At 72.6% G+C, this 23,620-nt stretch carries 21 protein-coding genes and 1 pseudogene; 13 read left to right on the plus strand and 9 right to left on the minus strand.

Annotation, left to right across the window (positions count from 1 at the left end):
• Positions 1-87 precede the first annotated feature (87 nt).
• Complete coding sequence (locus ACIRD8_RS11720) at positions 88-1,311, plus strand: sensor histidine kinase (protein ID WP_403989203.1); 1,224 nt, start codon at positions 88-90, stop codon at positions 1,309-1,311.
• A complete protein-coding gene (locus tag ACIRD8_RS11725) occupies positions 1,308-1,940 on the plus strand; it encodes a response regulator (RefSeq protein WP_403989205.1) in 633 nt (210 codons plus the stop codon). Before ACIRD8_RS11720 ends, ACIRD8_RS11725 begins: the two co-directional genes overlap by 4 nt.
• A gap of 2 nt (positions 1,941-1,942) precedes the next feature.
• Here ACIRD8_RS11725 and ACIRD8_RS11730 read toward each other — a convergent pair whose 3' ends face one another.
• A complete protein-coding gene (locus ACIRD8_RS11730; RefSeq protein WP_403989207.1) occupies positions 1,943-2,260 on the minus strand; it encodes a DUF5955 family protein in 318 nt (105 codons plus the stop codon).
• A gap of 191 nt (positions 2,261-2,451) precedes the next feature.
• Here ACIRD8_RS11730 and ACIRD8_RS11735 point away from each other — a divergent pair, with 191 nt between their 5' ends.
• Complete coding sequence (locus tag ACIRD8_RS11735; RefSeq protein WP_403989209.1) at positions 2,452-3,057, plus strand: NTP transferase domain-containing protein; 606 nt, start codon at positions 2,452-2,454, stop codon at positions 3,055-3,057.
• A gap of 264 nt (positions 3,058-3,321) precedes the next feature.
• Complete coding sequence (aceB, locus tag ACIRD8_RS11740) at positions 3,322-4,941, plus strand: malate synthase A (protein ID WP_403989210.1); 1,620 nt, start codon at positions 3,322-3,324, stop codon at positions 4,939-4,941.
• A 31-nt stretch (positions 4,942-4,972) separates the two neighbouring features.
• On the opposite strand, the gene ACIRD8_RS11745 is transcribed toward aceB, so the two are convergent.
• Together ACIRD8_RS11745 and murJ are read right to left on the minus strand one after the other, a co-directional pair.
• A complete protein-coding gene (locus tag ACIRD8_RS11745) occupies positions 4,973-5,323 on the minus strand; it encodes a hypothetical protein (protein WP_403989212.1) in 351 nt (116 codons plus the stop codon).
• 97 nt (positions 5,324-5,420) lie between these two features.
• Positions 5,421-7,271: a murein biosynthesis integral membrane protein MurJ gene (gene murJ / locus ACIRD8_RS11750; RefSeq protein ID WP_403989214.1), complete on the minus strand. Its 1,851-nt coding sequence runs from the start codon at positions 7,269-7,271 to the stop codon at positions 5,421-5,423.
• Between the two features lie 160 nt (positions 7,272-7,431).
• Here murJ and ACIRD8_RS11755 point away from each other — a divergent pair.
• From ACIRD8_RS11755 to ACIRD8_RS11780, 6 genes and pseudogenes are all read left to right on the plus strand, one after another.
• Positions 7,432-7,507, plus strand: a pseudogene (locus ACIRD8_RS11755).
• A 96-nt stretch (positions 7,508-7,603) separates the two neighbouring features.
• Complete coding sequence (locus tag ACIRD8_RS11760; RefSeq protein WP_403989216.1) at positions 7,604-8,740, plus strand: gala protein; 1,137 nt, start codon at positions 7,604-7,606, stop codon at positions 8,738-8,740.
• 50 nt (positions 8,741-8,790) lie between these two features.
• Positions 8,791-10,518 (plus strand): ankyrin repeat domain-containing protein, encoded by a 1,728-nt coding sequence (locus ACIRD8_RS11765; protein ID WP_403989218.1) that lies wholly within the window; start codon positions 8,791-8,793, stop codon positions 10,516-10,518.
• Positions 10,515-11,723 (plus strand): sigma 54-interacting transcriptional regulator, encoded by a 1,209-nt coding sequence (locus ACIRD8_RS11770; protein ID WP_403989220.1) that lies wholly within the window; start codon positions 10,515-10,517, stop codon positions 11,721-11,723. Before ACIRD8_RS11765 ends, ACIRD8_RS11770 begins: the two co-directional genes overlap by 4 nt.
• Positions 11,716-12,888 carry a VWA-like domain-containing protein gene (locus ACIRD8_RS11775; protein ID WP_403989222.1) on the plus strand — a complete coding sequence of 391 codons (1,173 nt, stop codon included), beginning with the start codon at positions 11,716-11,718 and terminating at the stop codon, positions 12,886-12,888. The genes ACIRD8_RS11770 and ACIRD8_RS11775 overlap by 8 nt, the downstream gene beginning before the upstream one ends.
• Positions 12,889-13,011: 123 nt before the next feature.
• Positions 13,012-13,674, plus strand: coding sequence for a lysophospholipid acyltransferase family protein (locus ACIRD8_RS11780; protein ID WP_403989224.1), 663 nt, complete (start codon positions 13,012-13,014; stop codon positions 13,672-13,674).
• 20 nt (positions 13,675-13,694) lie between these two features.
• Here ACIRD8_RS11780 and ACIRD8_RS11785 read toward each other — a convergent pair whose 3' ends face one another.
• The gene (locus ACIRD8_RS11785; RefSeq protein ID WP_403989226.1) at positions 13,695-14,687 is read right to left on the minus strand and encodes a fibronectin type III domain-containing protein; all 993 of its coding nucleotides are present in this window, start codon (positions 14,685-14,687) and stop codon (positions 13,695-13,697) included.
• A gap of 117 nt (positions 14,688-14,804) precedes the next feature.
• On the opposite strand from ACIRD8_RS11785, the gene ACIRD8_RS11790 reads away from it, so the two are divergent.
• On the plus strand, positions 14,805-15,413 hold the full coding sequence (locus ACIRD8_RS11790; RefSeq protein ID WP_403989228.1) for a TIGR03086 family metal-binding protein: 609 nt from the start codon (positions 14,805-14,807) through the stop codon (positions 15,411-15,413).
• Positions 15,414-15,485: 72 nt separating this feature from the next.
• Here ACIRD8_RS11790 and ACIRD8_RS11795 read toward each other — a convergent pair whose 3' ends face one another.
• Complete coding sequence (locus ACIRD8_RS11795) at positions 15,486-16,169, minus strand: alpha/beta fold hydrolase (protein ID WP_403989230.1); 684 nt, start codon at positions 16,167-16,169, stop codon at positions 15,486-15,488.
• Positions 16,170-16,233: 64 nt separating this feature from the next.
• On the opposite strand from ACIRD8_RS11795, the gene ACIRD8_RS11800 reads away from it, so the two are divergent.
• Positions 16,234-17,034, plus strand: a complete 801-nt coding sequence (locus ACIRD8_RS11800) for a chitosanase (protein ID WP_403989232.1) — start codon at positions 16,234-16,236, stop codon at positions 17,032-17,034.
• Between the two features lie 125 nt (positions 17,035-17,159).
• Positions 17,160-18,029: a chitosanase gene (locus ACIRD8_RS11805; protein ID WP_403989234.1), complete on the plus strand. Its 870-nt coding sequence runs from the start codon at positions 17,160-17,162 to the stop codon at positions 18,027-18,029.
• An 80-nt stretch (positions 18,030-18,109) separates the two neighbouring features.
• On the opposite strand, the gene ACIRD8_RS11810 is transcribed toward ACIRD8_RS11805, so the two are convergent.
• The 4 genes from ACIRD8_RS11810 to pucL form a co-directional block, all read right to left on the minus strand.
• Positions 18,110-19,561, minus strand: coding sequence for a nucleobase:cation symporter-2 family protein (locus tag ACIRD8_RS11810; protein WP_403989236.1), 1,452 nt, complete (start codon positions 19,559-19,561; stop codon positions 18,110-18,112).
• A 229-nt stretch (positions 19,562-19,790) separates the two neighbouring features.
• On the minus strand, positions 19,791-21,179 hold the full coding sequence (locus tag ACIRD8_RS11815) for an 8-oxoguanine deaminase (RefSeq protein ID WP_403989238.1): 1,389 nt from the start codon (positions 21,177-21,179) through the stop codon (positions 19,791-19,793).
• A gap of 45 nt (positions 21,180-21,224) precedes the next feature.
• Positions 21,225-22,625 (minus strand): nucleobase:cation symporter-2 family protein, encoded by a 1,401-nt coding sequence (locus ACIRD8_RS11820; protein WP_403989240.1) that lies wholly within the window; start codon positions 22,623-22,625, stop codon positions 21,225-21,227.
• A 65-nt stretch (positions 22,626-22,690) separates the two neighbouring features.
• Entirely contained in the window at positions 22,691-23,614 is a 924-nt protein-coding gene (gene pucL / locus ACIRD8_RS11825) for a factor-independent urate hydroxylase (protein ID WP_403989242.1), read from the minus strand.
• Positions 23,615-23,620: the final 6 nt, after the last annotated feature.

Here is a 23,620-nt window from a genome sequence, read left to right on the forward strand (position 1 = left end):
CTGCGGAAACATCGCGCGCCGGAGGGGGACGACATCAACCTTTCGATTGACTGCCCCGGCGCGGGGCGCGTCTACGCTGGAACGACCATGGATACGCGTGCGCACACCCCCGTCACCACCGCACTGCGGCTCTGCCTGCACGCGCTGCTGGTGGGGCTGCTGGTGCTCGCCGCGCTGCGCGCGATCGGCGACGGGACACCGCACGCGACCGCCGTCGTCGTACTGGCGGGGGTGATGGCCGCGCTGTACGCGGCGGGCGCGCTCGCCCCCGCCGTCCAGCCGCACACCCGGGCCGCCGCCCTCTGGCTCACCGCGCTGGGCGCCGTGTGGCTGGCGCTGCTCGCCCTGTCGCCCGACGCCCTGTGGGTGGCCTTCCCCCTCTACTTCCTCCAGCTGCATCTGCTGCCGGTGCGATGGGGGCTGCCCGCCGTGGCGGTCACGGCCGCGGCGGCGATCGCCAGTTTCCTGCTGCACGGTCAGGAGGTCACGCCGGGCACGTTCATCGGCCCGCTGCTCGGTGCGGCGGTGGCCGTCGCGACCGTACTGGGTTACGACGCGCTGTTCCGTGAGAGCGAGCGGCGGCGCGAGCTCATCGACGAACTCGTCTCCACCCGGGCGGAGCTCGCCGACGCGGAGCGCACCGCGGGCACCCTGGCCGAGCGGGAGCGGCTGGCCCGGGAGATCCACGACACGCTCGCCCAGGGCCTGTCCAGCATCCAGCTCCTGCTGCGGGCCGCCGAGCGCACGCTCCCCGAGGACGCACCCGCGGCCGCGCACGTCCGGCGCGCCCGCGAGGCCGCCCAGGACAACCTGGCCGAGGCCCGCCGCTTCGTACGTGCGCTGACCCCGCCGGACCTGCAGCAGGGTTCCCTGGCGGCCGCCCTGTCCCGTCTCTCCTCCCGCACCTCGTCGCCGGAGCTCACGGTGCAGTTCGCGGTCAGCGGCAGGCCGGTCGAGCTGCCCACCCCGTACGAGGTGGCGCTGTTGCGCACGGCCCAGTCGGCGCTGGCCAACGCGGTGCAGCACTCGGGCGCGCGCCGGGCGGAGATCACGCTCAGCTTCATGGAGACGTCGGTGTCCCTGGACGTGGTGGACGACGGCCGGGGCTTCCGCACGGCCGTGGAGACGGCCACGGCCGCCGAGCCGGCGAGCACCGCCGGCGGCGGCTTCGGACTGCCCGCGATGCGCGCGCGGGCCGCTTCGCTGGGCGGGACGCTGAGTGTGGAGTCGGGCCCCGGCCAGGGGACGGCCGTCGCCGTCACCCTGCCGCTCCCGGCCGCGACCGGGAACCAAGGGGGCAGAGCGGCATGACCGATCCGATCGCACTGCTGCTCGCCGACGACCACCCGGTGGTCCGCGCCGGGCTGCGCGCCGTCCTGGACACCGAGCCGGACTTCCAGGTCGTCGCCGAGGCCGCCACCGCCGAGCGGGCCGTCGCCCTGGCCGCGACCGGCGTGTGCGACGTGGTCCTGATGGACCTGCAGTTCGGCTCGGGCATGCACGGGGCGGAGGCCACCGCGGCGATCACGGCGGCCCCTGACGCACCGCGGGTGCTGATCCTCACCACGTACGACTCGGACGCCGACATCCTGGCCGCCGTGGAGGCCGGCGCGGCCGGCTATCTGCTGAAGGACGCCCCGCCCGAGGAGCTGGCCGCCGCCGTGCGTACGGCCGCGGCCGGCCGCTCGGCGCTCGCCCCCGAGGTCGCGCACCGGCTGATGGACCGGATGCGGACACCGGCCCAGGCATTGACCAAGCGTGAGCTGGAGGTGCTCCAGCTGGTCGGCGAGGGCCTGTCGAACCAACAGATCAGCAAGAGGCTCTTCCTGAGCCAGGCGACAGTGAAGTCCCATCTGGTGCACATCTACGCGAAGCTGGGCGTCGACTCACGCACATCGGCGGTGGCCGCGGCGACCGCGCGCCGTCTGATCCGCCGCTGACATCACGAATGGCGCGGCGGCTCCCCGAAGAGGTCGACGGCGACCCGCACGTCCCGGAGGCCCGGGCCCAGGGCGCTGACCGAGCCGATCGCCCCCGCGACCAGCAGCAGTGAGCGGCGCAGCCGGGGTATCTCGGGCCTCCCGCCGGCCGCCATGGCGTCCAGTGCGGCCAGCTCCTCCTCGGCGATCCCCCGGTCGGGGAACTCGGCCGGATGCCCCGCGAGTTCGCGGCGGAGCCGGGAGACAGCCGTACGCAGCTCCGTCACCCTCGGGTCCTCGTCGCTCCCGGTCAACCGCTCCTGCCCCACGCTTCGCAACAAAGCACTCCCCCTCGCACGTCATTGTGCCGGTGTGTCGACCTGGCCCCGGGCGGCGGTCAAGTACCCGGGACCGCCCGCAAGTCAACGCCATCAAAGGTGGTGGACGCCACTGTGCGGACAAGAATTCAGCGTACCCCCGAGGGGTGACAGCCACTCCGCCGGTACGCACCGCGCAGTGGTATCCAGGGCACATGACTCACACACATCGGACCCCCGTGATCGCCGGAGTGCTGCTCGCCGCCGGTGGCGGCCGCCGTCTCGGGGGGCGGCCGAAGGCGCTGCTGGAACACCGTGGCCGCCCCCTCGTCGAGCACGCAGTGCGGGCGCTGCACAACGGCGGGTGCGGTCCCGTCCGGGTCGTGCTGGGCGCCGCGGCCGAGGAGGTGGAGGCCCTCGCGGACCTCTCGGCCTGCTCGGTGACGGTGAACCCTTCATGGGAGGACGGCATGGGCTCCTCGCTCCGGGCGGGGCTGGGCGCCCTCAGCGGTTCGGACGTGGACGCGGCACTCGTACTCCTGGTCGACCAGCCCGGCATCGGGGCGGAGGCGGTGGCGCGGGTCCGCTCGGCGTACCGCTCCCGGACGACCCTGGCGGCCGCCGCGTACGACGGGGAGCGCGGCCATCCCGTGCTGTTCGGGGCCGACCACTGGGCGGACGTCTCGGCGGGCGCGACCGGCGACCAGGGGGCGCGGGCCTACCTGCGGGCGCACCGCGATGCGATCACGCTCGTGGAGTGTTCCGATGTGGCCCAGGCGTACGACATCGACACGGCGGAGGATCTGACGCGCCTCGACTGACCTCGGGCGAACGGACCGTGTCGGACCTGGCACGCCGCGCCACCGCGGCCGCACGTCTGTCGACCCGGAGAATCTCGATATCAACAAACCATTGAACTTCCACCATGAGGAAACTAATATCCACTGATCAGAAGCCCATGGTTCCGCTTCCGGTTCCCCGGTGGTGCCCATGGCCGTATCTCGGAGCCCTGGCACCCCGTGCCGTCCCGGGCGACCCGGCGGCCATGGACGCCGCCGCACCACCCGCTGAAGGAGTGACAGCTCATGTCCGCACCAGCGCCGTCCCCGCTGGCCATCGTCGACGCCGAGCCCCTGCCGAGGCAGGACGAGGTCCTGACCGATGCGGCCCTCGCGTTCGTGGCCGAGCTGCACCGGCGGTTCACGCCGCGCCGTGACGAGCTGCTCGCCCGCCGCGGCGAGCGCCGCGCCGAGATCGCCCGCACCTCCACGCTGGACTTCCTGCCGGAGACGGAAGCCGTCCGCGTGGACGACACCTGGAAGGTCGCCCCGGCCCCGGCCGCGCTGGACGACCGCCGGGTGGAGATCACCGGTCCGACCGACCGCAAGATGACCATCAACGCCCTGAACTCGGGCGCCAAGGTCTGGCTCGCCGACTTCGAGGACGCGTCCGCCCCCACGTGGGAGAACGTCGTCACCGGCCAGCTCAACCTGATCGACGCGTACACCCGGAACATCGACTTCACCGACCCGAAGTCGGGCAAGTCGTACGCCCTGAAGCCCGCCGAGGAGCTCGCCACCGTCGTCACGCGCCCGCGCGGCTGGCACCTGGACGAGCGTCACCTCCAGCTCGACGGCACCCCGGTGCCCGGCGCGCTGGTCGACTTCGGCCTCTACTTCTTCCACAACGCGCAGCGCCTGATCGACCTCGGCAAGGGCCCGTACTTCTACCTGCCGAAGACGGAGTCGCACCTGGAGGCCCGCCTCTGGAACGACATCTTCGTCTTCGCCCAGGACTACGTCGGCATCCCGCAGGGCACGGTCCGCGCGACCGTCCTGATCGAGACGATCACCGCCGCGTACGAGATGGAGGAGATCCTCTACGAGCTCCGCGACCACGCCTCCGGGCTGAACGCGGGCCGCTGGGACTACCTCTTCTCCATCGTCAAGAACTTCCGTGACGGCGGCTCGAAGTTCGTCCTGCCGGACCGCAACCTGGTCACGATGACCGCCCCGTTCATGCGGGCGTACACCGAACTCCTGGTCCGCACCTGCCACAAGCGCGGCGCGCACGCCATCGGCGGCATGGCGGCCTTCATCCCCTCGCGCCGCGACGCCGAGGTCAACAAGGTGGCCTTCGAGAAGGTCAAGGCGGACAAGGACCGCGAGGCGAACGACGGCTTCGACGGCTCCTGGGTGGCCCACCCGGACCTGGTCCCGATCGCGCTGGAGTCCTTCGACGCGGTCCTCGGCGAGAAGCCGAACCAGAAGGACCGGCTGCGCGAGGACGTCTCGGTGGCGGCGGGCGACCTGATCGCCATCGACACGCTGGACGCGAAGCCCTCGTACGACGGGCTGCGCAACGCGGTCGCGGTCGGCATCCGCTACATCGAGGCATGGCTGCGCGGCATGGGCGCGGTCGCCATCTTCAACCTGATGGAGGACGCGGCCACCGCCGAGATCTCGCGCTCGCAGATCTGGCAGTGGATCAACGCGGACGTGGTCTTCGAGAACGGCGAGCACGCCACCGCGGACCTGGCCCGCAAGGTCGCGGCCGAGGAACTGGCCACGGTCCGCGCCGAGATCGGCGACGAGGCCTTCGAGTCCGGCAAGTGGCAGCAGGCCCACGACCTGCTGCTCACGGTCTCGCTCGACCAGGACTACGCGGACTTCCTGACGCTGCCGGCGTACGAGCAGCTGCGCTGACGCCGCCCCCGGAAGCGCCGTACCCCGCGACTCACCGCCGCGGGGTGCGGCGCTTCCGGCATGCCGGGAGCTCGGCACCGACCGCGCGGGCGAAGCGCACCACGGTCCGCACCAGCAGGACGTTCACGGCGGCTCCCAGCCCGCAGGCGAGCGCCGTGCCGACCGCCTCGCCCGCCCCCTCCCCCGCATCGCCGGACACCGCGGCGAGCGGCATGAGGACGAAGACGTACAGGATGTTCAGCCCCGGCTGGGCGAGCCCGGACAGCAACGAGTCCACGGGCGAGGGGCCGTGGGCGCCGGCGGCGAACCCGCCGGCCGCCATCGCGGCGACGTACACGAGGGCCAGGATCCGGACGGCACGGCAACAGCGGGTACGGCTCATCGGCGCGGCCCTCTCGGTGGGCTCATGGGGAGGCACCTGATCGCCACCCGCCAGCCCCATTATTGAACATGTTCAACCCGTGCCCGGACGCGCCGGGTCAGCGGCCGAGGCGGGCGCGCACCATCCCGGTCAGGGCGCTGAGTTCGGGGAGGCGCAGGAGGTGGGCGACGGCCAGGAAGACGCCGAGCAGGACGAGGCCGCCCGCGAGCAGGGCCGCGAGCGAGCCGGAGGCGGTGCTGCCGAGGGCCTTGGTCACGGCGTACGCCACGGCGCCGCCGGCCAGGGCGGCGGGGGCGCCGGCCACGACCAGGCGTGCGTAGGTGCCCAGCACACGGCGGCCGTCCAGGTCGCCGCCCAGCCGCTTGCGGAGCCGGCGCCAGGCGATGCCGACCCCGACCGCGTAGGCCAGGCCGTACGAGGCGGCCATCCCGGCGACGGCCCAGCGCGGGTCGAGCACGGCGAAGCACAGGGCGGAACCTGCGGCATTGACCAGGGCGACGACCACGGTGTTGTAGAAGGGCGTGCGGGTGTCCTCGTAGGCGTAGAAGCCGCGCAGGACGACGTACTGGACGGAGTACGGGACGAGTCCGAGGCCGAAGGCCATCAGGACGAACCCGATGCCACGGGCGCCCTCGGCGCCGGAGCCGGCGTAGAGCAGGGTGGACATCGGTACGCCCAGGGCGAGGAACGCGAACGCGCACGGCACGATGGCGACGGCCGAGGTCCTCAGGCCGTAGGAGATGTCGTCCCTGATCGCCTCCTTGTCGTCGTCCTGCGCCGAGCGGGAGATGCGGGGCAGGACGGCGGTCATCACCGAGACGGTGATGATGGCCTGCGGCATCTGCCACAGCAGCAGGGCGTAGTTGTAGGCGGTGATCCCGGAACCGGTGTGCCCGGCGTGTTCGGCGAGGGAGCCGGCCTTCGTGGCGAGCTGGGTCACGACGATCATGCCGAGCTGGTTGACGAGCACGAACAGGAGCGTCCACTTGGCGAGGCCCATGGCCTTGCCGAGGCCGTGGCCCCTGAAGTCGAAGCGCAGGCGCAGCCGGAAGCCGGTGTCGCGGAGGTACGGGAGCATCGCGAGTGCCTGCACGGTGAGCCCCAGCAGGGTGCCGAGGCCCAGGAGCCGTACCCCTTCGGGGGTGATGGTGGCGGGCGTGACGGCGGACTCGGTGAAGCCGCCGAAGGCCCAGACGAAGCTGCCGAACGAGGCGATGATCACGAGGTTGTTGAGCACCGGGGTCCACATCATCGCGCCGAAGCGGCCCCGGGCGTTGAGGATCTGGCCGAGCACCACATGGGCGCCCATGAAGAAGAGCGTGGGCAGGCAGTACCGGGCGAAGGCCACCGTCACGGCCCTGCGCTCCGGGTCGGCGGCGATGTCCGGCGACATCATGTGGACCAGGAGCGGGGCGGCGAGCACGCACACGACCGTGACGCCCGCCAGCGCGACCATCACCAGGGTGAGCAGCCGGTTGGCGTAGGCCTCGCCGCCGTCGTCGTCCTTCTTCATGGCCCGCACGAGCTGGGGGACGAAGACGGCGTTGAGCGCCCCGCCGCCCACCAGGACGTAGATCATCGTGGGCAGGACATTGGCCACCTGGTAGGAGTCGTTGAGCGTGCCGACGCCGATCGCCGCGGCCATGACCAGGGTCCGGAGGAAGCCGGTGATCCGGGAGACGATGGTGCCCGCGGCCATCACGGCACTGGACTTGAGCAGGCCCGAAGCCCCGGAGGGCTTCGAGTCGGCGGGCGGCGCGGGCGGGGCCTCGTCGGCCGGTACGGGTCCGCCGTTTGGCCCGCCGTCCAGAGGGCCGGGCCGCGCCGCCGGGAGGCGCAGCCGCATCGTGTCGTCGGCCGGGACGACGCGCAGCGTCATCGTGTCGTCGGCCGGCGTGCCGCCGCCGGGGCCCCGGGCGTCGCCCCTCGGGTCGTTCGGCGCGCTCATTCGTCGTTCCTCACCGTGCGTCAGCGATGACAGGACCGCCCCGCGCTCCGCGGCGCATGCAGGGCCGGTTCCACGGCCGGATGTCACCGGTCTCCGGCCGCTTCCAACCAGCGTACTGGCGTGCGATTTTGGTCCGGCCGCCGCTATGATCATGCACGGCAAGGCTGTAGCGCAGAGGTCGTCGCGCCCACGCATCAAGCTGGAGGACGCCGGTTCGAATCCGGCCGGTCTTGCCACCTGTTCTCGGAGGGATGGCGTCGGTGTGCCGGGCGGGCGGGGGACGCGTTCGTCCGCTCCGGCCGGGGGAGCCGGCAAGGGACTGGAGAGTTGTGATGTCGCAGCCGATGCCCGTGCGCTGCCCGGCGATCGAGCACCCGGACATCCCGCTCGCCGACGCGGCGCTGCTGGATCCGCTGGTGAGCCGGCTCGCCGTGGAGCGGCCGGTGGGGGCGGACGAGGTGTTCCCGCTGGGGACCCTGCGCGGTGACGGGCGCGTCGATCTCTGCAAGCAGGGGCTCGGGGCCGCCGGTGCGGCCAGGGTGATGCCCGCGCTCGCCGCGTCGCCGCACGCCACGCATGTCCTGCTCGGCACCAACTCCCTGGGGGACGAGGGCGCGCGCTCGGTCGCCGGGGCCCTGCGCCGGGGCGGGCACGGGCTGCGGACGGTCTATCTCGGCTGCAACCGCATCGGGGCCGAGGGCGCCGCCGCGCTCGCCGGTGCGATCGGTGAGGACGGCACGGTCCGGGCCCTGTGGCTGAAGCGCAATCCGCTGGGCGACGCGGGCGTCCGGGCGCTTGTGCCGATGCTGGCCCGCAACACCGCCCTGCGGACGCTGGACCTGGTCAACAGCGGGGTCACCGCCACCGGTCTGGAGGCCCTGCTCGGCGTACTCCGGGCGCGGGAACATCCGTTGGAGAGGCTGTTCCTCGGGGGGAACGGGCTCCGCGCGGAGTCCGCGCCGCTGCTCGCCGCGCTGATCCGTGACGCGGGGGTGCGGGAGCTGTATCTGCCGGCCAACCACCTCGGCGACGCGGGGGCCGCCGTGCTCGCCTCCGCCGCCGACCCGGCACGCCCGGTGCGGCTCGGTCTCGGCGGCAACGGGATCGGCCCCGCGGGCGCGTACGCGCTGGCCGACGCCCTCGGCGGGATCGAGGCGCTCGACCTCGGCCGCCCGATGTCCGAGCGCAGCCTCGGCGCGACGGGCAACGCGACCGGCGACGCCGGGGCCCACGCCCTGGCCGCCGCCCTGCCCGGCAGCCCGCTGCGCCGCCTCGAACTGGCCCACACGGGCCTGACCGGCCGGGGCGCGAAGCACCTGCTGGGCGCGGTCGGCGCGGACTCCCGGCTGGAGTACGTCGGCCTCGGCCCCGGACTCCCCCGCAAGGTGAAGCGGTCCTTCACCGCGCGGCTGCGCCCGGACTCCGGCGCCCACGGCGATCTGCGTGCGATACGGAGCGTCTACCGGTGAGGCCCGGTACGAGACCCGGCGCCGGGGGGCGGTTCATCTCCCCGGAGGACGTGTCCAGCCTGCGGCGGGTCCGACGGTACGCCGTGCCGCGCTGGATGATCGAACGGTCCGCGGAACGGCGGCTGGCCGGTGACTGGCGTGGTGCTCTCGCGGTGGCGGGGGTCGATGTGACCTTCGACCCCGACGGGGTGGCCGCCTCGTACGGTACGGCCGTGGCCGCGGCCCTCGTGTCGGACCTGCGCCACCTGGTGCCCGACCTGGTGCGCTGGCACCTGCCCCGGGTCCTCGGCGGCCGCTCGACACTCGACACCGACCGCACGGTCGTACTGGCGGGTTACGGGGACGGGACCGGTCTGCCCCTGGCGCCGTATCTGCATCTGCGTACGCCTCCGATGGTCGACGGCCCCCAGCGGATCACGCTGGGCTTCGGTGCGTTGCCGGGCGAGACCTCCCCGGGTGTGTTCGCCGCCCGTACGGAGGACTGGCGGGCGGTCAGGTATCTGTGGGACGCGCGGTGCACGGACGGTCTACGCGCGGCGGCGGTCGCCGGCGGCCGGGTTCCGTTCTTCCACGACGACGGCACACCGCTCTCGCCCGGGGAACTCGCCGCGTCCGGTGACGACGCGGCGGCCCGGGCGGAGCGGGTGACCCTGCTCCACCAGGAGGGCAAGGTCTCCGAGGCCTTCGCCGCCGCGGGCGTCGACTGGGATCCGGCCATGCCGGAGTCCGCGCGGCCGTGGCGCGGCATGGAGTCCGAGGAGATCCTCCGCCGGACGGCGGTCGACATACCCCGGCTGGACGCGGCGGTGCGGCGCGCGACGGCCGCGAGCGGCAGGGAGCGCTTCCTGATCGCCGACTTCTGGCGGGGGTGCGTCCTGCTGGACCTCACGGATCACAGCACGGGCGGCCGGCTCCGGGCCCGTGTCGTCGAGTCGCGGAGGACACCGGCCGAGGCCGACCCCCGCCTGCCGGAAGCGGCCTGGTGCCGCCTGCCCGACCTCGATCTGCTGCGGGCCGGCGCGATGCAGCCGCGCCGGCTGCACCCGTTGGTCGCCCGTGCCCTCTTCCCCGCACTCGAAGGGCCGTTCGGCCCGCCGGAGCCGACGGTGCCACGCCCCGTGCGGGTGAGGTGCCGTGGCGAGTGGCACGAAGTCGCCTTCCGCGAAGGCGCGTTGCGCTCCCCGCACACGGATGAGGAGCGGCAACGGGAGAGTGCCCTGCGGGCGTTCGGCGGGGCCGTCGCCGGCTGCTTCGCGGTGGAGCACTCCTGCACGTCGGGGACGGGCCGGCTCCCGAAGGGCCTGCGGGCCCAGCGCCAGGAGCTGTTCATGCGAGCCCAGCACGGGGACACGCCAGGGGTCCTGGAGCTGCTGGCCGCCGGCATGGACCTCCGGATGCGGGACGGCCGGCGGCGGGGGCTGCTGCATGCCCTGCCCCTGCTCGACCACCAGGCGCTGCTGCCCCGGCTGCTGGAGGCGGGGCTCGACCTGGAGGCCAGGGACCATCTGGAGCGGACCCCGCTGGCCGTCGCGGTGAGCGAACTGGGCTCCGTCACGCTGGTGCGGGCGCTGCTCGCAGCGGGGGCCCGGATCGACGTGACCGACTCGACGGAGCTCTCGCTGTCCCAGCTGATCCGCCGGTACAAGCGCAAGGACCTCGGCTTCCTCCGGGAGCGGGTGGCCGCCGAGCACCCGGGCATCGGATCCGACTGGTACGACAAGTGGTTCCCGGACGACGAGGACGCAGAGAACTCAGAGAACGCGGAGGAGGAACAGTGAGCACCACCATCCGGACCGGCTCCGTCGCCCCCGGTCCGCTGGAGGCGGCCGACGAGCTCAACCGGCGCCTGCGCACCACCCGCACCGAGGCCGCCGCGAGTCCTCAACTGGAGGCGCTGGCACTGGCAGTGACGGCCAATCAGCCCGTGCTGCTGTGGGGCGAGCCCGGGATCGGCAAGTCCGCCGGGATGGAACAGCTCGCCGCCGGTCTCGGCCTGGAGCTGGAGACGGTCATCGCGAGCGTGCACGAGCCGTCGGACTTCGCCGGGCTGCCGGTCGTGGGGGACGACCCCGCGGTGACGGGCGTGCCGATGGCGCCGCCGGACTGGGCGGTGAGGCTCGCCCGCGCCGGTCAGGGCCTGCTCTTCTTCGACGAGCTGTCGTCGGCGCCCCCCGCGGTGCAGGCGGCGCTCCTGCGGGTCGTACTCGAACGGCGGGTGGGCAGCCTCCGGCTGCCTGAGGCCGTACGGATCGTGGCGGCGGCCAACCCTCCGTCGAGCGCGGCGGACGGCTGGCACCTCGCTCCGCCGCTCGCCAACCGTTTCGTGCACCTCGCGTGGACGCACGACCCGCGCACCGTCGCCCGCGGCATGGCGGGGACATGGCCCGCGCTGGGTGTACCGGTCGTGGATCCGGCCCGGGTGCCGGGCGCGGCGGCGCGGGCCCGGGGCGCGGTCTCCGGGTTCCTCACGGCACGCCCCGGCCTGGTCCACCACATCCCTGCCGACGCGGAGAGCCGGGGCAGGGCGTGGCCGTCCCCGAGGACCTGGGACATGGCCCTGCGGCTGCTGGCCACCGGCTATGCGACGGGCGCCGGGCGGGAGGCGGTCGCCGCGGTGCTCACCGGCGCGGTCGGGGACGGGGCGGGCATCGAGCTGCTGTCCTACCTGGAGCACCTGGATCTGCCCGATCCCGACCGGGTGCTCGCCGACCCGGACGCCTTCGCGCTGCCGGGGCGCGGGGACCGGCAGCTCGCCTTCCTGATCGCGGTCGTCGCCGCGGTGCAGGGGGACCTGACGCGGGAGCGCTGGGAGGCCGGGTGGGCCGTGCTGGCGAAGGCCGTGGACGCGGGGGTGCCCGACGTGGCCGCCCGGGCCGCGGTCGACCTGGCGGGGATGCGCAGCCTCGACTGGCCGGTGCCGCCGGGGATCGACGGCTTCCTGGACCTGCTGCGGCAGTCCGGCGCCCTGCCGCAGGGTGGCTGAGCTGGACACCACGAAGCTGCTCGCGGCGCGCTACCGGGCGGCCGCGGACCGCCCGTATCTCGCGTCGGCGCTGTACGCCCTGACGGTGGTGGTGAGCGACGAGGTGCCCACCATGGGTGTGGACCGGCACTGGCGCTGCTACGTCTCGCCCGGCTTCGTCGAGCGGACCCCGGTGGCGGAGCTCGCGGCGGTGTGGGTGCACGAGGTGGCCCACCTGCTGCGCGACCACCACGGACGGGCGGAGCTGCTGCCCCCGGCGGACCGGCGCGACCGGCTCCGGGTGAACGTCGCGCAGGACTGCGAGATCAACGACGACCTGGTCGCCGACGGCCTGCCCCTGCCCGCCGGGCGGCTGGAGCCGCGCCTCTTCGGCCTCCCGGAGGGGCAGTTCTTCGAGGCGTACCTGGCCGCGTTGCCGCCTTCCCTCCTCGCCCATGACTGCGGGTCGGGTGCCCATGGGCACCCGGTCCCCTGGGAGATGGACGGGCGTACGGGCCCCGCGGGGGTCGGCACGGTCGAGGCCGAGGCGCTGCGGCGCCACACCGCGGAGGCCATGCGCGCCCACGTACGGGCCAGGGGCACCCTGCCGGGCGGCTGGAAGCGCTGGGCCGACGGGGTGCTGGAGCCGACGGTCGACTGGCGGCAGGCGCTGGCGGGCGCCGTACGGGAGGCCGCCGCCTGGGCCTCCGGGGCGGTCGACTACACCTACCGCAGGCCGTCCCGCCGGAGCGCGGCCCTGCGCGGCGTGGTCCTGCCCAGCCTGCGGCGGCCGCTGCCCCGGGTGGCGGTCGTCATCGACACCTCGGGGTCGATGGGCGCGCCGGAGATCGCCGCCGCACTCGCCGAGGTCACCGGCGTGCTGCGCGAGGTGGGGATCCGGGGCAACCGTGTGACGGTCCTCGCCTGTGACGCCGACGTCCAGGCGGTCTCCCGGGTGACGTCCGCCGAAGAGATCACGCTGGACGGCGGCGGTGGCACCGACATGCGCGTCGGGATCGCGGCGGCGCTGTCGGCGCCCGAACGCCCGGGTGTCGTCATCGTCCTGACGGACGGTCTCACACCTTGGCCGGACGAGACCCCCTCGTGCCGGCTCATCGCCGTCCTCGTCGGCCCGTCCGCCCCCGCCGCTCCCCCGTGGGCCGAGACGGTGCGCGTCACGGGCTGAGCAGCGGGGCGGGCTGTTCCCCTCACGAAGACCCCGTACGGAAGATGAGTGCGGCTACTCAGGCCCCGGCCGCTCCCCCGCCCGACGATGGGGACCGACATCGTCGAGCTCAGGAGACCGGACATGCTCAGCCACCTCGCCGACGCCCTGGTGCCCGCCTTCGGCCGGCTCACGGTCACCGCCGACGCGGGCGCCGAACTCGCCCCCGGCAGCATCGTCGTCGCGAACCACACCTCGCTCGCCGACCCCGCCGTCGTGCTCGCCGCACTGCACCGCCTCGGAGCCCGCCCGGTCGTCATGGCGACCGCCGGGCTCTGGCGCGTCCCGGTCCTCGGCGGCGCGCTCGCCCGCGAGGGGCACATCCCCGTCCACCGCGGCGGGCCGCGCGCGGCGGACGCCCTGGACGGGGCCGCCGAGGCGCTCGGGCGCGGACGACTGGTCCTGATCTACGCCGAGGGCGGCCTCCCGCACCGGACGGACGCCGCCGAGACGGCACCCGGGGCCTTCCGCAGCGGTCTGTCCCGGCTCGTGCGGCGCACCGGGGCCCCGGTGGTGCCCGTCGGCCAGGCCGGCGCCCGCCGGGTCACCTCCGGGAGCACGGCCAAGCAGCTCGCGGGCCTGTTCACGGCGCCGCTGCGCCGACCGGAACTGCACGTGCACGTGGGTGCGCCCGTCGCGCTCACGCCGGACGGCGCCCTGCGGACCGAACGGGCCCGCACCGCTGTGACTGCCGCCTGGCGCACGGCCGCCGCCAGGCTCGGAGAACCCGCCGCGCTCGCCGCTTGAGGGAACGAGGCCGGTGGCCGTCAGCCCGGGAGGACCACCGTGCGCTGCGCCGAGAAGTCGCCCCACTTGCCGTCGGGAAGCTTGGGCCGGATCTTGAGCGAGTAGCGGGTGCCGGGCGGGTCGGTGAGGGTGAGCCGGTACGTCGCCCGGCCGGTGGGCGGGGTGCCGCCCCAGACGATCGTGGTGGTCAGCTTCCCGTTCAGGAACAGCTGGTAGGCGGGGATCGTGCCGCCCGTGTCCGGCTGGTCCCAGGAGAGGTCGACCACGGACTCCTCGCCGTCCGCCGTCGTCTCCGTGCGCAGTCCGGAGGGCGCCGTGCTCCCGGGAGAGCCCGGTGCGGACGGGGTCGTGAGGTCGAGTGCGTTGCTGTCCGGCGAGGAGCGGTCGGCCGCGTCGCGGGCGCGGACGGTGAAGGTGTAGACGGTCCCGGGCCGCAGGCCGGTGACCCTGGCCGTGGTCCGGGTGCCGGGCACGCTGTGGATCCTGGAGTCCTCCTGGTAGACGTCGTACGAGGTGACGCCGACGTCGTCCGTGGAACCGCCCCAGGACAGGGTGACCGTCCGGCCGTCGTCCGCCGTGCCGCGCAACTTCGTCGGTCCGGTCGGCGGCTTCTCGTCGGCGGGTGCGGCGGCGGGCGTGGTGACGGCGACCGCGGCGCTCGGAGCGGAGAGGTTCCCGGCGGCGTCCCGGGCCCGGACGGTGAAGGTGTAGGCCGTGGACGCGGTCAGGCCGTCGATGTCGGTCATCAGCTTCGTCGCGGGCACCGAGAGGATCTTCTTCCCCTCGCGGTAGACGTCGTAGCCGGTGATCGCCTCGTTGTCGGAGGCCCGCTCCCACATGACGTGTGCGGAGGTGGCGCTGCCGGCCTGCGCCGTCACCCCGTGCGGGACGGTCGGGTTCTTGGTGTCCGCTTCCGCGGACCCGCCGCAGGCGGTGAGCGCGGCGAGGAGCAGCGCGGCGGAACAGGCCAACGCGGTGCGTGCGTGGGGGCGTTGCACGGTGATGCCTTCCATCCGACAGCAATGGTCCAGACCTATATGCCATGCGGGTGGGGTCGCCGACAAGGGGGCGGATGGGAACGTTCCGCAATGTCCGCGATGAGTTCGGGGCGCGCGAACGGTCGGAAGGGTATGGAAACGAACAACGGAATCACGCCCGGGCTCGATCTCGCACCGGCGGCGCGGCAGCTCCAGGAGCTGATCGGCTCCGTCGGCGACGGGCAGCTGGACGGCCCGACACCCTGTCCCGACTACGCCGTACGGGAGCTGCTCGGGCATGTGCTGGGTCTGACCGTCGCCTTCCGCGACGCGGCACACAAGAAGTCCGGCCCGACGACCGACACCCCTCCGACGTCGGCACTCCCGGTGCTGCCCGCCGACTGGCGCACCGCGCTGCCGCCCCTGCTGGACGAGCTGGTCGAGGCCTGGCGCTCACCGGCGGCCCTGGAGGGCATGACCAGGGCGGGCGGGGTGGATCTGCCCGGCCAGGTCGCCGGGATGGTCGCGCGGAACGAACTGGTCGTGCACGGCTGGGACCTGGCCCGGTCGACGGGGCAGGAGTTCCGGGCGGACGAGGCGAGCCTGCGTTCGTCGGAGGCGATGCTGACGCCCGGGGACGACGACCGGTCGGGTCCGGACGCGATCTTCGGCCCGCCGGTCCCGGTGCCGGCCGGCGCACCGCTGGTCGACCGGGTGATCGCGCTGAGTGGGCGCCGGCCCGACTGGCGGCCGGGCGGCTGACGGCGCGGCGTGTACGGACCTGCTGCCGGCCGGGACCCGGCAGGGCGGGCCGGGGCCTGGCTCCGGGTCCGCTCAGCTGGTGAAGAACTCGGTGATCTGCTGGGCCACCTGGTCCGCGTGCTTCTTGTGCAGGTGGTGGCCGCCGCCCAGGGTGAGCAGCCGGCAGTCGGGGATGAGCGACGCCATGTCGGCCAGCCGCCCCTGCGGCATGCTGCTCTCCGGGCCACCGGCGATCATCAGCGTCGGGGCGACGATCTGGCCCAGCTCCTGCTCCCACACGGGGTCCGGCTCGGCGATCTGGGCCCGGACGGCCGCCAGGACGTTCTCGTCGTAGTCCACCGGGCCGGCGGGGCGGGTGTCGGCCACCAGCTGCCCGGGGAACGGCGGCGGGGTCTCGACCAGCACCAGCCGCTCCACCCGGTCGGCGTGCTCCTCGGCGAGCAGATAGGCGACGACCCCGCCCATCGAGTGGCCGACGAGGCCGACACGGTCGAGCTCGCAGGCGTCGAGGAACTCCAGGACGTCGTCCCGCATCTGCTCGAAGGTGTACTCGTCGGGCCAGTCGCTCTCGCCGTGGCCGCGCAGATCGATGGCGTACACCCGCCACTCCTCGCCGAGCAGGGTGCCCACCGCCTCCCAGCTCAGGGACGAGCCGCCGAGGCCGTGCAAGAGGACGACGGGTGACCCGAAGGGATCGCCCCAGGTCCGATACGCCAGCCGCACTTCGCCGACGTCCACAACAGACTGATCTTCCATGTTCCGAACGCTACAGGCGCCGGGGCCGCGTCGGCACCGCCCCCCGGCCTGGCAGGCTTGGTGCGTGAAGCACAGACATCTGGCCCTCGCCGCCCTCGTCGCCCTCGCCCTGACCAGCTGTTCCGGGTCCGGCTCCGGCCCCGAGAAGGGGCTGGACGACCCCGCGAAGAAGGACATCGCCATGCGGCTCGTGTCCAGCGCGGAGAACTCCACGCTGGACTGGAAGGCGCAGTACGCGTACGTCGAGGACATCGGCGACGGCCGCGGCTACACCGCCGGCATCATCGGATTCTGTTCCGGCACCGGGGACCTGCTGAGCGTCGTCGAGCGGTACACGGCGAAGCGTCCGGGCAACGCGCTCCAGGAGTTCCTGCCCGCGCTGCGCGCGGTGAACGGCAGCGACTCGCACGAGGGGCTCGGCGAAGCCTTCACCGACGCCTGGGCGGAGGCGGCGAAGGACGCGGCCTTCCGGTCGGCGCAGGACACGGAGCGCGACAGCGCGTACTTCGACCCGGCGGTCGAGCGCGCCGAGGCCGACGGGCTCAGCGCCCTGGGGCAGTTCATCTACTACGACGCGTACGTGATGCACGGGTACGCCGACGCCACCGGCACGGTCGGCTTCCGGACGATACGCGCCCAGGCCCTCGCCGAGGCCGATCCGCCGTCCGAGGGCGGCGACGAGGAGACGTATCTGAACGCCTTCCTGGACGCCCGGGTGGCCGCGATCCGCAAGGAGCCCTCGCACAGCGACACCAGCCGGGTGGAGACCGCCCAACGCGTCTTCGTGCGCGAGGGGAAGCTCCAGCTGGAGACCCCGCTGGCGTGGAAGGTCTACGGCGAGAGCTTCCGCATCGACGGAAGCTGAACGGGAGCCGGACCGGAAGCCGGACCTCCGGCCAACCGGGTGCCAGGGGTTACCGCGCGCCCCGAAGCCTGATAGGAAAGCTTCCTAACAGAACATCGGAACGGCGAACTCCCCTGGGAGGACCGGTGCCTTACCCCCACGACAGCACCTCACGTCGCACCACCCGACTCACCCGTACCGTCGGACTTGCCGCACTGGCCCTCGGGCTGGCGTTCACGGCGATCCCGGCCACCACCGCTCACGCCGGCGCCCCCACGCGTCCGGCCGCACACCTGGAGGCAGCCGCGACCGGTCTCGACGACCCCGCGAAGAAGGACATCGCGATGCAGCTCGTGTCCAGCGCGGAGAACTCCACGCTGGACTGGAAGGGCCAGTACGGCTACATCGAGGACATCGGCGACGGCCGCGGCTACACCGCGGGCATCATCGGATTCTGCTCCGGCACCGGGGACATGCTCGGCCTGGTGGAGCTGTACGCCGAGCGGGAGCCGGGCAACGTCCTCGCCCCGTACCTGCCCGCCCTGCGGGCGGTGGACGGGACCGACTCGCACGAGGGGCTGGACCCCGGCTTCACCGGCGACTGGGCCGGGGCCGCGTCGGACCCCGCGTTCCAGCAGGCCCAGAACGACGAGCGCGACCGGGTGTACTTCGATCCGGCGGTGCGCCAGGGCAAGGCCGACGGCCTCGGCACACTCGGCCAGTTCGCGTACTACGACGCCATCGTGATGCACGGCGGCGGCAGTGACAGCACGAGCTTCGGGTCGATCAGGGAGCGGGCCCTCGCCCAGGCGAGCCCGCCGTCACAGGGTGGTGACGAGGTGGCCTACCTCGACGCGTTCCTGGATGCCCGGGTCTGGGCGATGGAGCAGGAGGAGGCCCACTCGGACACCAGCCGGGTGGACACGGCCCAGCGGGTGTTCCTGCGGAACGGCAATCTGAATCTCGATCCGCCGCTGGACTGGCAGGTCTACGGCCAGAGCTTCCACATCGGCTGACGCCCGGCCGGTGCCGTAGGCCCGGTGCGCGTACGCGTTCCCTCGCGGGTTCCCGTACGCGCACCGGTGGCGCCGCCGGGTCAGTGGGCGACCGGCAGGGCCATCGGGTCCTTCGGCTGTTCGCTGTCGGCGGCCTCCGGCTCCTGACCCCCGTCCGCGTCCGGCGTCCGGCCCCAGTGGTTGAAGGCCAGGTTCAGCACGATCGCCACCACGCAGCCGGTGGAGATGCCCGAGTCCAGGACGACGAGCAGGTCCTGGGGGAAGGCGTGGTAGAAGTCCGGTGCGGCGATCGGGATGAGGCCGATGCCGACGGCCGCCGCGACGATCAGGGCGTTCTCGCCCTTCTCCAGGGCGGCGGTGGCCAGCGTCTGGATGCCGCTCGCCGCGACCGATCCGAAGAGCACGATGCCGGCGCCGCCGAGGACGGGAAGCGGCACGAGGGCGATGACGGACGCGGCCACGGGGACCAGCCCGAGCAGGACCAGGATGGCTCCGCCCGCGGCGACGACGAACCGGCTGCGGACCTTGGTCATGGCGACAAGCCCGATGTTCTGGGCGAACGCGCTGCACATGAAGCCGTTGAAGAGCGGGCTGACGGCGCTGCCCAGGGTGTCCGCGCGCAGTCCGCCCTCGATGGTCCGCTCGTCCGCCGGCCGGCCGACGATCTTGCCGAGGGCGAGCATGTCGGCGGTGGACTCGGTCATACAGACCAGCATCACGATGCACATCGAGACGATGGCGGCGATCTCGAACTGCGGTGCGCCGAAGTGGAACGGCGTCGGGAAGCCGATCACGTCGGCCTCGCCGAGCGCCCCGAAGTCGGTGATACCGGCGGGGATCGCGATGAGGGTGCCGACGACCAGGCCGAGCAGGATGGCGATCTGCTGGAGGAAGCCCCGCAGCAGTTTGCGCAGGGCCAGCACGATCACGAGGGTGACGGCAGCCATCGTGATGTTCGTCGTCGAACCGTAGTCGTCGGCGGCCGCGTTGCCGCCCTGCGACCAGTTGAAGGCGACCGGGAGCAGGGAGACACCGATCAGGGTGATGACGGTGCCGGTGACGACGGGTGGGAAGAACCGCACCAGTTTGCAGAAGTACGGGGCGAGGACGAAGCCGAGGAGTCCGGCGACGATGATCGCGCCGAAGATGACGGCGATACCGTCGTGCCCCCGGTCCTTGCCTATCGCGATCATCGGGGTGACGCCGGCGAACGAGACGCCGTTGACGAACGGCAGCCGGGCGCCTATGCGCCAGAAGCCGAGGGTCTGGAGCAGGGTGGCTATCCCCGCGGTAAAGAGGCTCGCCCCCATGAGGAAGGCGGTCTCCTTGGCGCTGAGGCCCACGGCGGGCCCCACGATCATGGGCGGGGCCACCACACCCGCGTACATCGCGGCGACGTGCTGCAGGCCGCTGGTGAACATCTTGAAGGGGGGAAGCGTCTCGTCGACCGGGTGTTTACGGTCCGGCTCTCCTTCCCCCGCTGCTGCGTTTGCTTCGACTGCGTTCTTACGAAACCTGGGCTGAGCTGCCACGGCTTCCTCCGGTCGGGTACACGTCGGGCGACGTGGGTGTCAGGGAGGTGGTGCTGAGTGGTGCGTTGGTGCAGGTCGTGCAGCTGGTGCGGGCAGCTTGGAGCTCACCTGTGCGGGTGCGCGTACGGGACCGTACACGCACCCGCACAGGCTGCCGTGAACCCGATGGGTCCACGGCGGCCGGCCGAGGGCCGTCCCCCTCGGCCGGCCTGTCAGGGGGTACGGAGCATCAGGCTCCTGCGGCGATCTGCGCCAGCCGCCTTGCCTCGTCGCGGGTCGCGCGGGCGATGGCGTCCTCGTCCACCGTGGTCAGGTGGTTGTCCTCGACGACGGTCCTGCCGTTGACGAGCGAGAGGGTGACGGGGGCAGCCGCGCCGAAGACCAGGGCGGTCACCGGGTCGGCGATGGAGGCGTGGGCCAGGGTGTCGAGCTTCCACAGCACGAGGTCGGCGAGCTTGCCCGGTTCCAGGGAGCCGATCTGGTCCGCGCGGCCCAGCACCTGGGCGCCGCCGTACGTCCCGAGGCGCAGCGCCTGACGTGCGTTCAGGGCCTTCTCGCGGTGCGCGCCGAGGCGGTTGACGAGGAGGGCGTTGCGCAGCTCGGTGTGGAGTTCGCCGGACTCGTTGGACGCGGTGCCGTCGACGCCGAGCCCGACCGGGACGCCCGCGGCGAGCATGTCGGGGACCCGGGCGATGCCCGCGGCGAGGCGGGCGTTGGAGGACGGGCAGTGGGCGACCCCGGTGCCGGTGCGGGCGAAGGCGGCGATGTCGGAGTCGTTCATGTGGACGCAGTGCGCCATCCACACGTCGTCGCCGAGCCAGCCGGTCGACTCGAAGTAGTCCGTCGGTCCCATCCCGAACAGCTCCTTGCAGAACTGCTCCTCCTCGACGGTCTCCGAACCGTGGGTGTGCAGCCTTACGCCGCGCCGGCGGGCCAACTCGGCTCCCTGGCGCATCAGTTCGGTGGAGACGGAGAACGGTGAGCAGGGGGCCACGGCGATCTGGGTCATCGCGTCGAACGAGGTGTCGTGGTGCTCGTCGATGGCGGCCTCGGTGGCGGCGAGCGCCCCGTCGAGGGTCTCCACGGCGAAGTCCGGCGGCAGCCCGCCGTCCTTCTCGCTGCGGTCCATGGACCCACGGGCGAGCGTGAAGCGTACGCCCGTGTCACGGGCCGCGCCGATGATCGCGCCGGTCAGGTCGCCGGAGCCCACCGGGTAGACGTAGTGGTGGTCCATGGCGGTGGTGACGCCGCCGCGGGCCATCATCGCGAGCGAGCCCTGCGCGGCCGCGCGGGCCATCGGTTCGTCGATGCGCGCCCACGTCGGGTACAGCGCGACCAGCCAGTCGAAGAGGTTGTGGTCCGTCGCCAGGCCCCGGGTGATCCACTGGTAGAAGTGGTGGTGGGTGTTGACGAGGCCGGGTGTGACGAGGTGACCGGTGCCGTCCACGCGGCGTACGACGTTCGTGAGGCCTTCCGGGGCCTTGCCGGCGCCGACGGACTCGATGCGGTTGCCCGCCACGACGATGTGCCCGGACGCGTATTCGGTGTCGTGGGCGTCGACGGTGGCGATCGAACAGTTCTCGATGACGATGCGCTGCGGGTCTGCCGATGCTGCCATGGCGCTTCCTTCTTCTTTCCGGGGAGGTGTGGGCACGGCAGGACCCTAGGAGGATTTGAGTGCCACAGCGTTACGGCTGTGGGTGCCGAGATGGTGGAAGAACAGATTGAGCAGGACCGCCACGAGCGCTCCCGCACTGATCCCGGAGCCGAGCACGGTCTGTGCCCAGGACGGGAATCCGGCGTAGAAGGCGGGTGCGGCGAGCGGGATGATGCCCGCGCCGAGTGCCACCGCCACCAGGATGATGTTGGAGCTGTCGTCGAGGCCCGCCTCGGACAGGGTGCGGATGCCGCTCACCGCGATCGAGCCGAACAGGACGATGCCGGCGCCGCCGAGGACAGGCATCGGGACGAGTGAGACGACCGCCCCGAGCACGGGGAAGACACCCAGGACGATCAGCGCGCCACCGGCCGCCGCGACCACGTACCGGCTGCGTACCCGTGTCAGGGAGACGACACCGACGTTCTGCGCGAAGGCGCTGGTCGGGAAGCCCCCGAAGACCGGGCCGAGGAGGGTGGCGACGCCGTCGGTGCGCAGACCGCGGGTGAGGGTGGGGCCGTCGGTGCGCCGGTCGCAGATCTCGCCGAGTGCCAGCATGCCGGCGGACGACTCCGTCATCAGGACGAGCATCACGATGCAGAGGGAGAGGATCGCGGCGGGCTGGAACTCGGGCGGCCCGAAGGCGAAGGGCGTGGGCAGCGCGGCGACGGGTGCGGAGCCAAGGGCGGAGAAGTCGGCGAGTCCGAAGGGGATCGCCGCCAGGGTGCCGGCGAACATGCCCGCGAGCAGGGCGGTCTGCTTGACAAAGCCGCGTCCGAAGCGCTGGATCATCAGGATGACGACGAGGGTGAAGGCGGCCAGGGCCAGGTACTTCATGGCGCCGAAGTCGTCGGCGGTGGCGTCGCCGCCCTGGGCCCAGCCGACCGGCACGGGCATCAGGGTGACGCCGATGAGGGTGATGACGACCCCGGTGACGAGCGGCGGGAAGAAGCGCAGCAGCCGCCCGAAGAAGGGTCCGACGGCCAGGCAGAAGACACCGGCGACGAGCACCGCCCCGTAGATCGCGGGGAGTTGGTGGCCGGGGGCGCTGGTCTCGGCGATGGCGAGCATCGGCGCGATCCCGGCGGAGGACGCCGCGTTGACGAACGGCAGCCGGTTCCCGGCGAAGCGTCCGGCGCCCAGGGTCTGGAGGAGGGTGGCGAGTCCGGCGATCAGGAGGCTCGCCGCGATCAGCCGGGTCATGCCGGCCGCGTCGAGCCCGACGGCCTGGCCGATGATGAGCGGAGGGGTGACGACGCCCGCGTACATGGCGGCGATGTGCTGGAGCGCGGCGGGGAGGAGCCGCGAGGGCGGAAGCTTTTCGTCCACCGGGTGAACTGCCGTGCCGGCAGCGGCCGGTGGCGGTGTACATGGGCCTTTCGCCGGCCCCGTTGCAGGCTGTGCCATGGAATGTCCCTCCGGGATGACCGGTCCCCGCCGCTTCTGGGGGCGGGGACCGGTTCAGCACCGCGTCAGAGGTTGGTCATGTCGACCGGGATCTTCGGCTCGACGCCGTCCCGGAGCACCGTCGCCTCGATGAGGCCGTACGGACGGTCGGCCGCGAAGTACACCTCGTTGTCGTTCTTGAGCCCGAACGGCTCCAGATCGACCAGGAAGTGGTGGTTGTTCGGCAGCGAGAACCGGATCTCGTCGATCTCGCTGCGGTTGTTGATGATGCGCGAACCCATCTGGTACAGGGTCTGCTGGAGGGAGAGGGAGTACGTCTCCGCGAAGGCCTGGAGCATGTGCTTGCGCGTCTGCTCGTAGGACTTCTCCCAGTTGGGCATGCGCTCCTCGTCGCTGGTCCAGTTGTAGCGCCACCGGGCGGAGACGTCGGTCGCGAGGATGCGGTCGTACGCCTCCTTCAGCGTCGTGTACTTGTCCTTGACGTAGCCCCAGAACTCCGAGTTGGTCGAGTTCATCACGGAGAGGTCCTTGAGGCCCGAGATGACCTCCCACTTCTCCCCGTCGAAGGTGATCTGACTGACCCGGGTCTCCTGGCCCTTGCGGACGAAGGAGTGCTTGACCTCGTCGGCGCCGATGAACTTCGAGTTGCCGTCGGAGGTCGCGATGCGCTCCCAGGCGTACTCCTCGATCCGGATCCGGGCCACCTTGATCGGCTCCTGCGAGGTCACGAAGTGCCGGGCGAGGTGGATGCCGAACTGCTCGGCGGACTCGATGCCGTGTTCCTTGGCGAAGGCGAACACCGTGTTCTTGGTGGTGTCGGTCGGCAGGACGTTGGCGTTGGAGCCGGAGTAGTGGACGTCGTCCATGTCGCCGGAGAGGGCGACCGAGACGTTGAGGTCCTTGATGTGGTGGGTGTCGCCGTCCCGCGTGATCTTGACGACGCGGTTCTCTGCTTTGCCGTACTGGTTCTGGCCGAGAATCGTGGGCATTGTCTG

The organism is Streptomyces sp. NPDC102451 (genome assembly GCF_044765485.1).
In the GTDB taxonomy this organism is placed as follows: Bacteria; Actinomycetota; Actinomycetes; order Streptomycetales; family Streptomycetaceae; genus Streptomyces.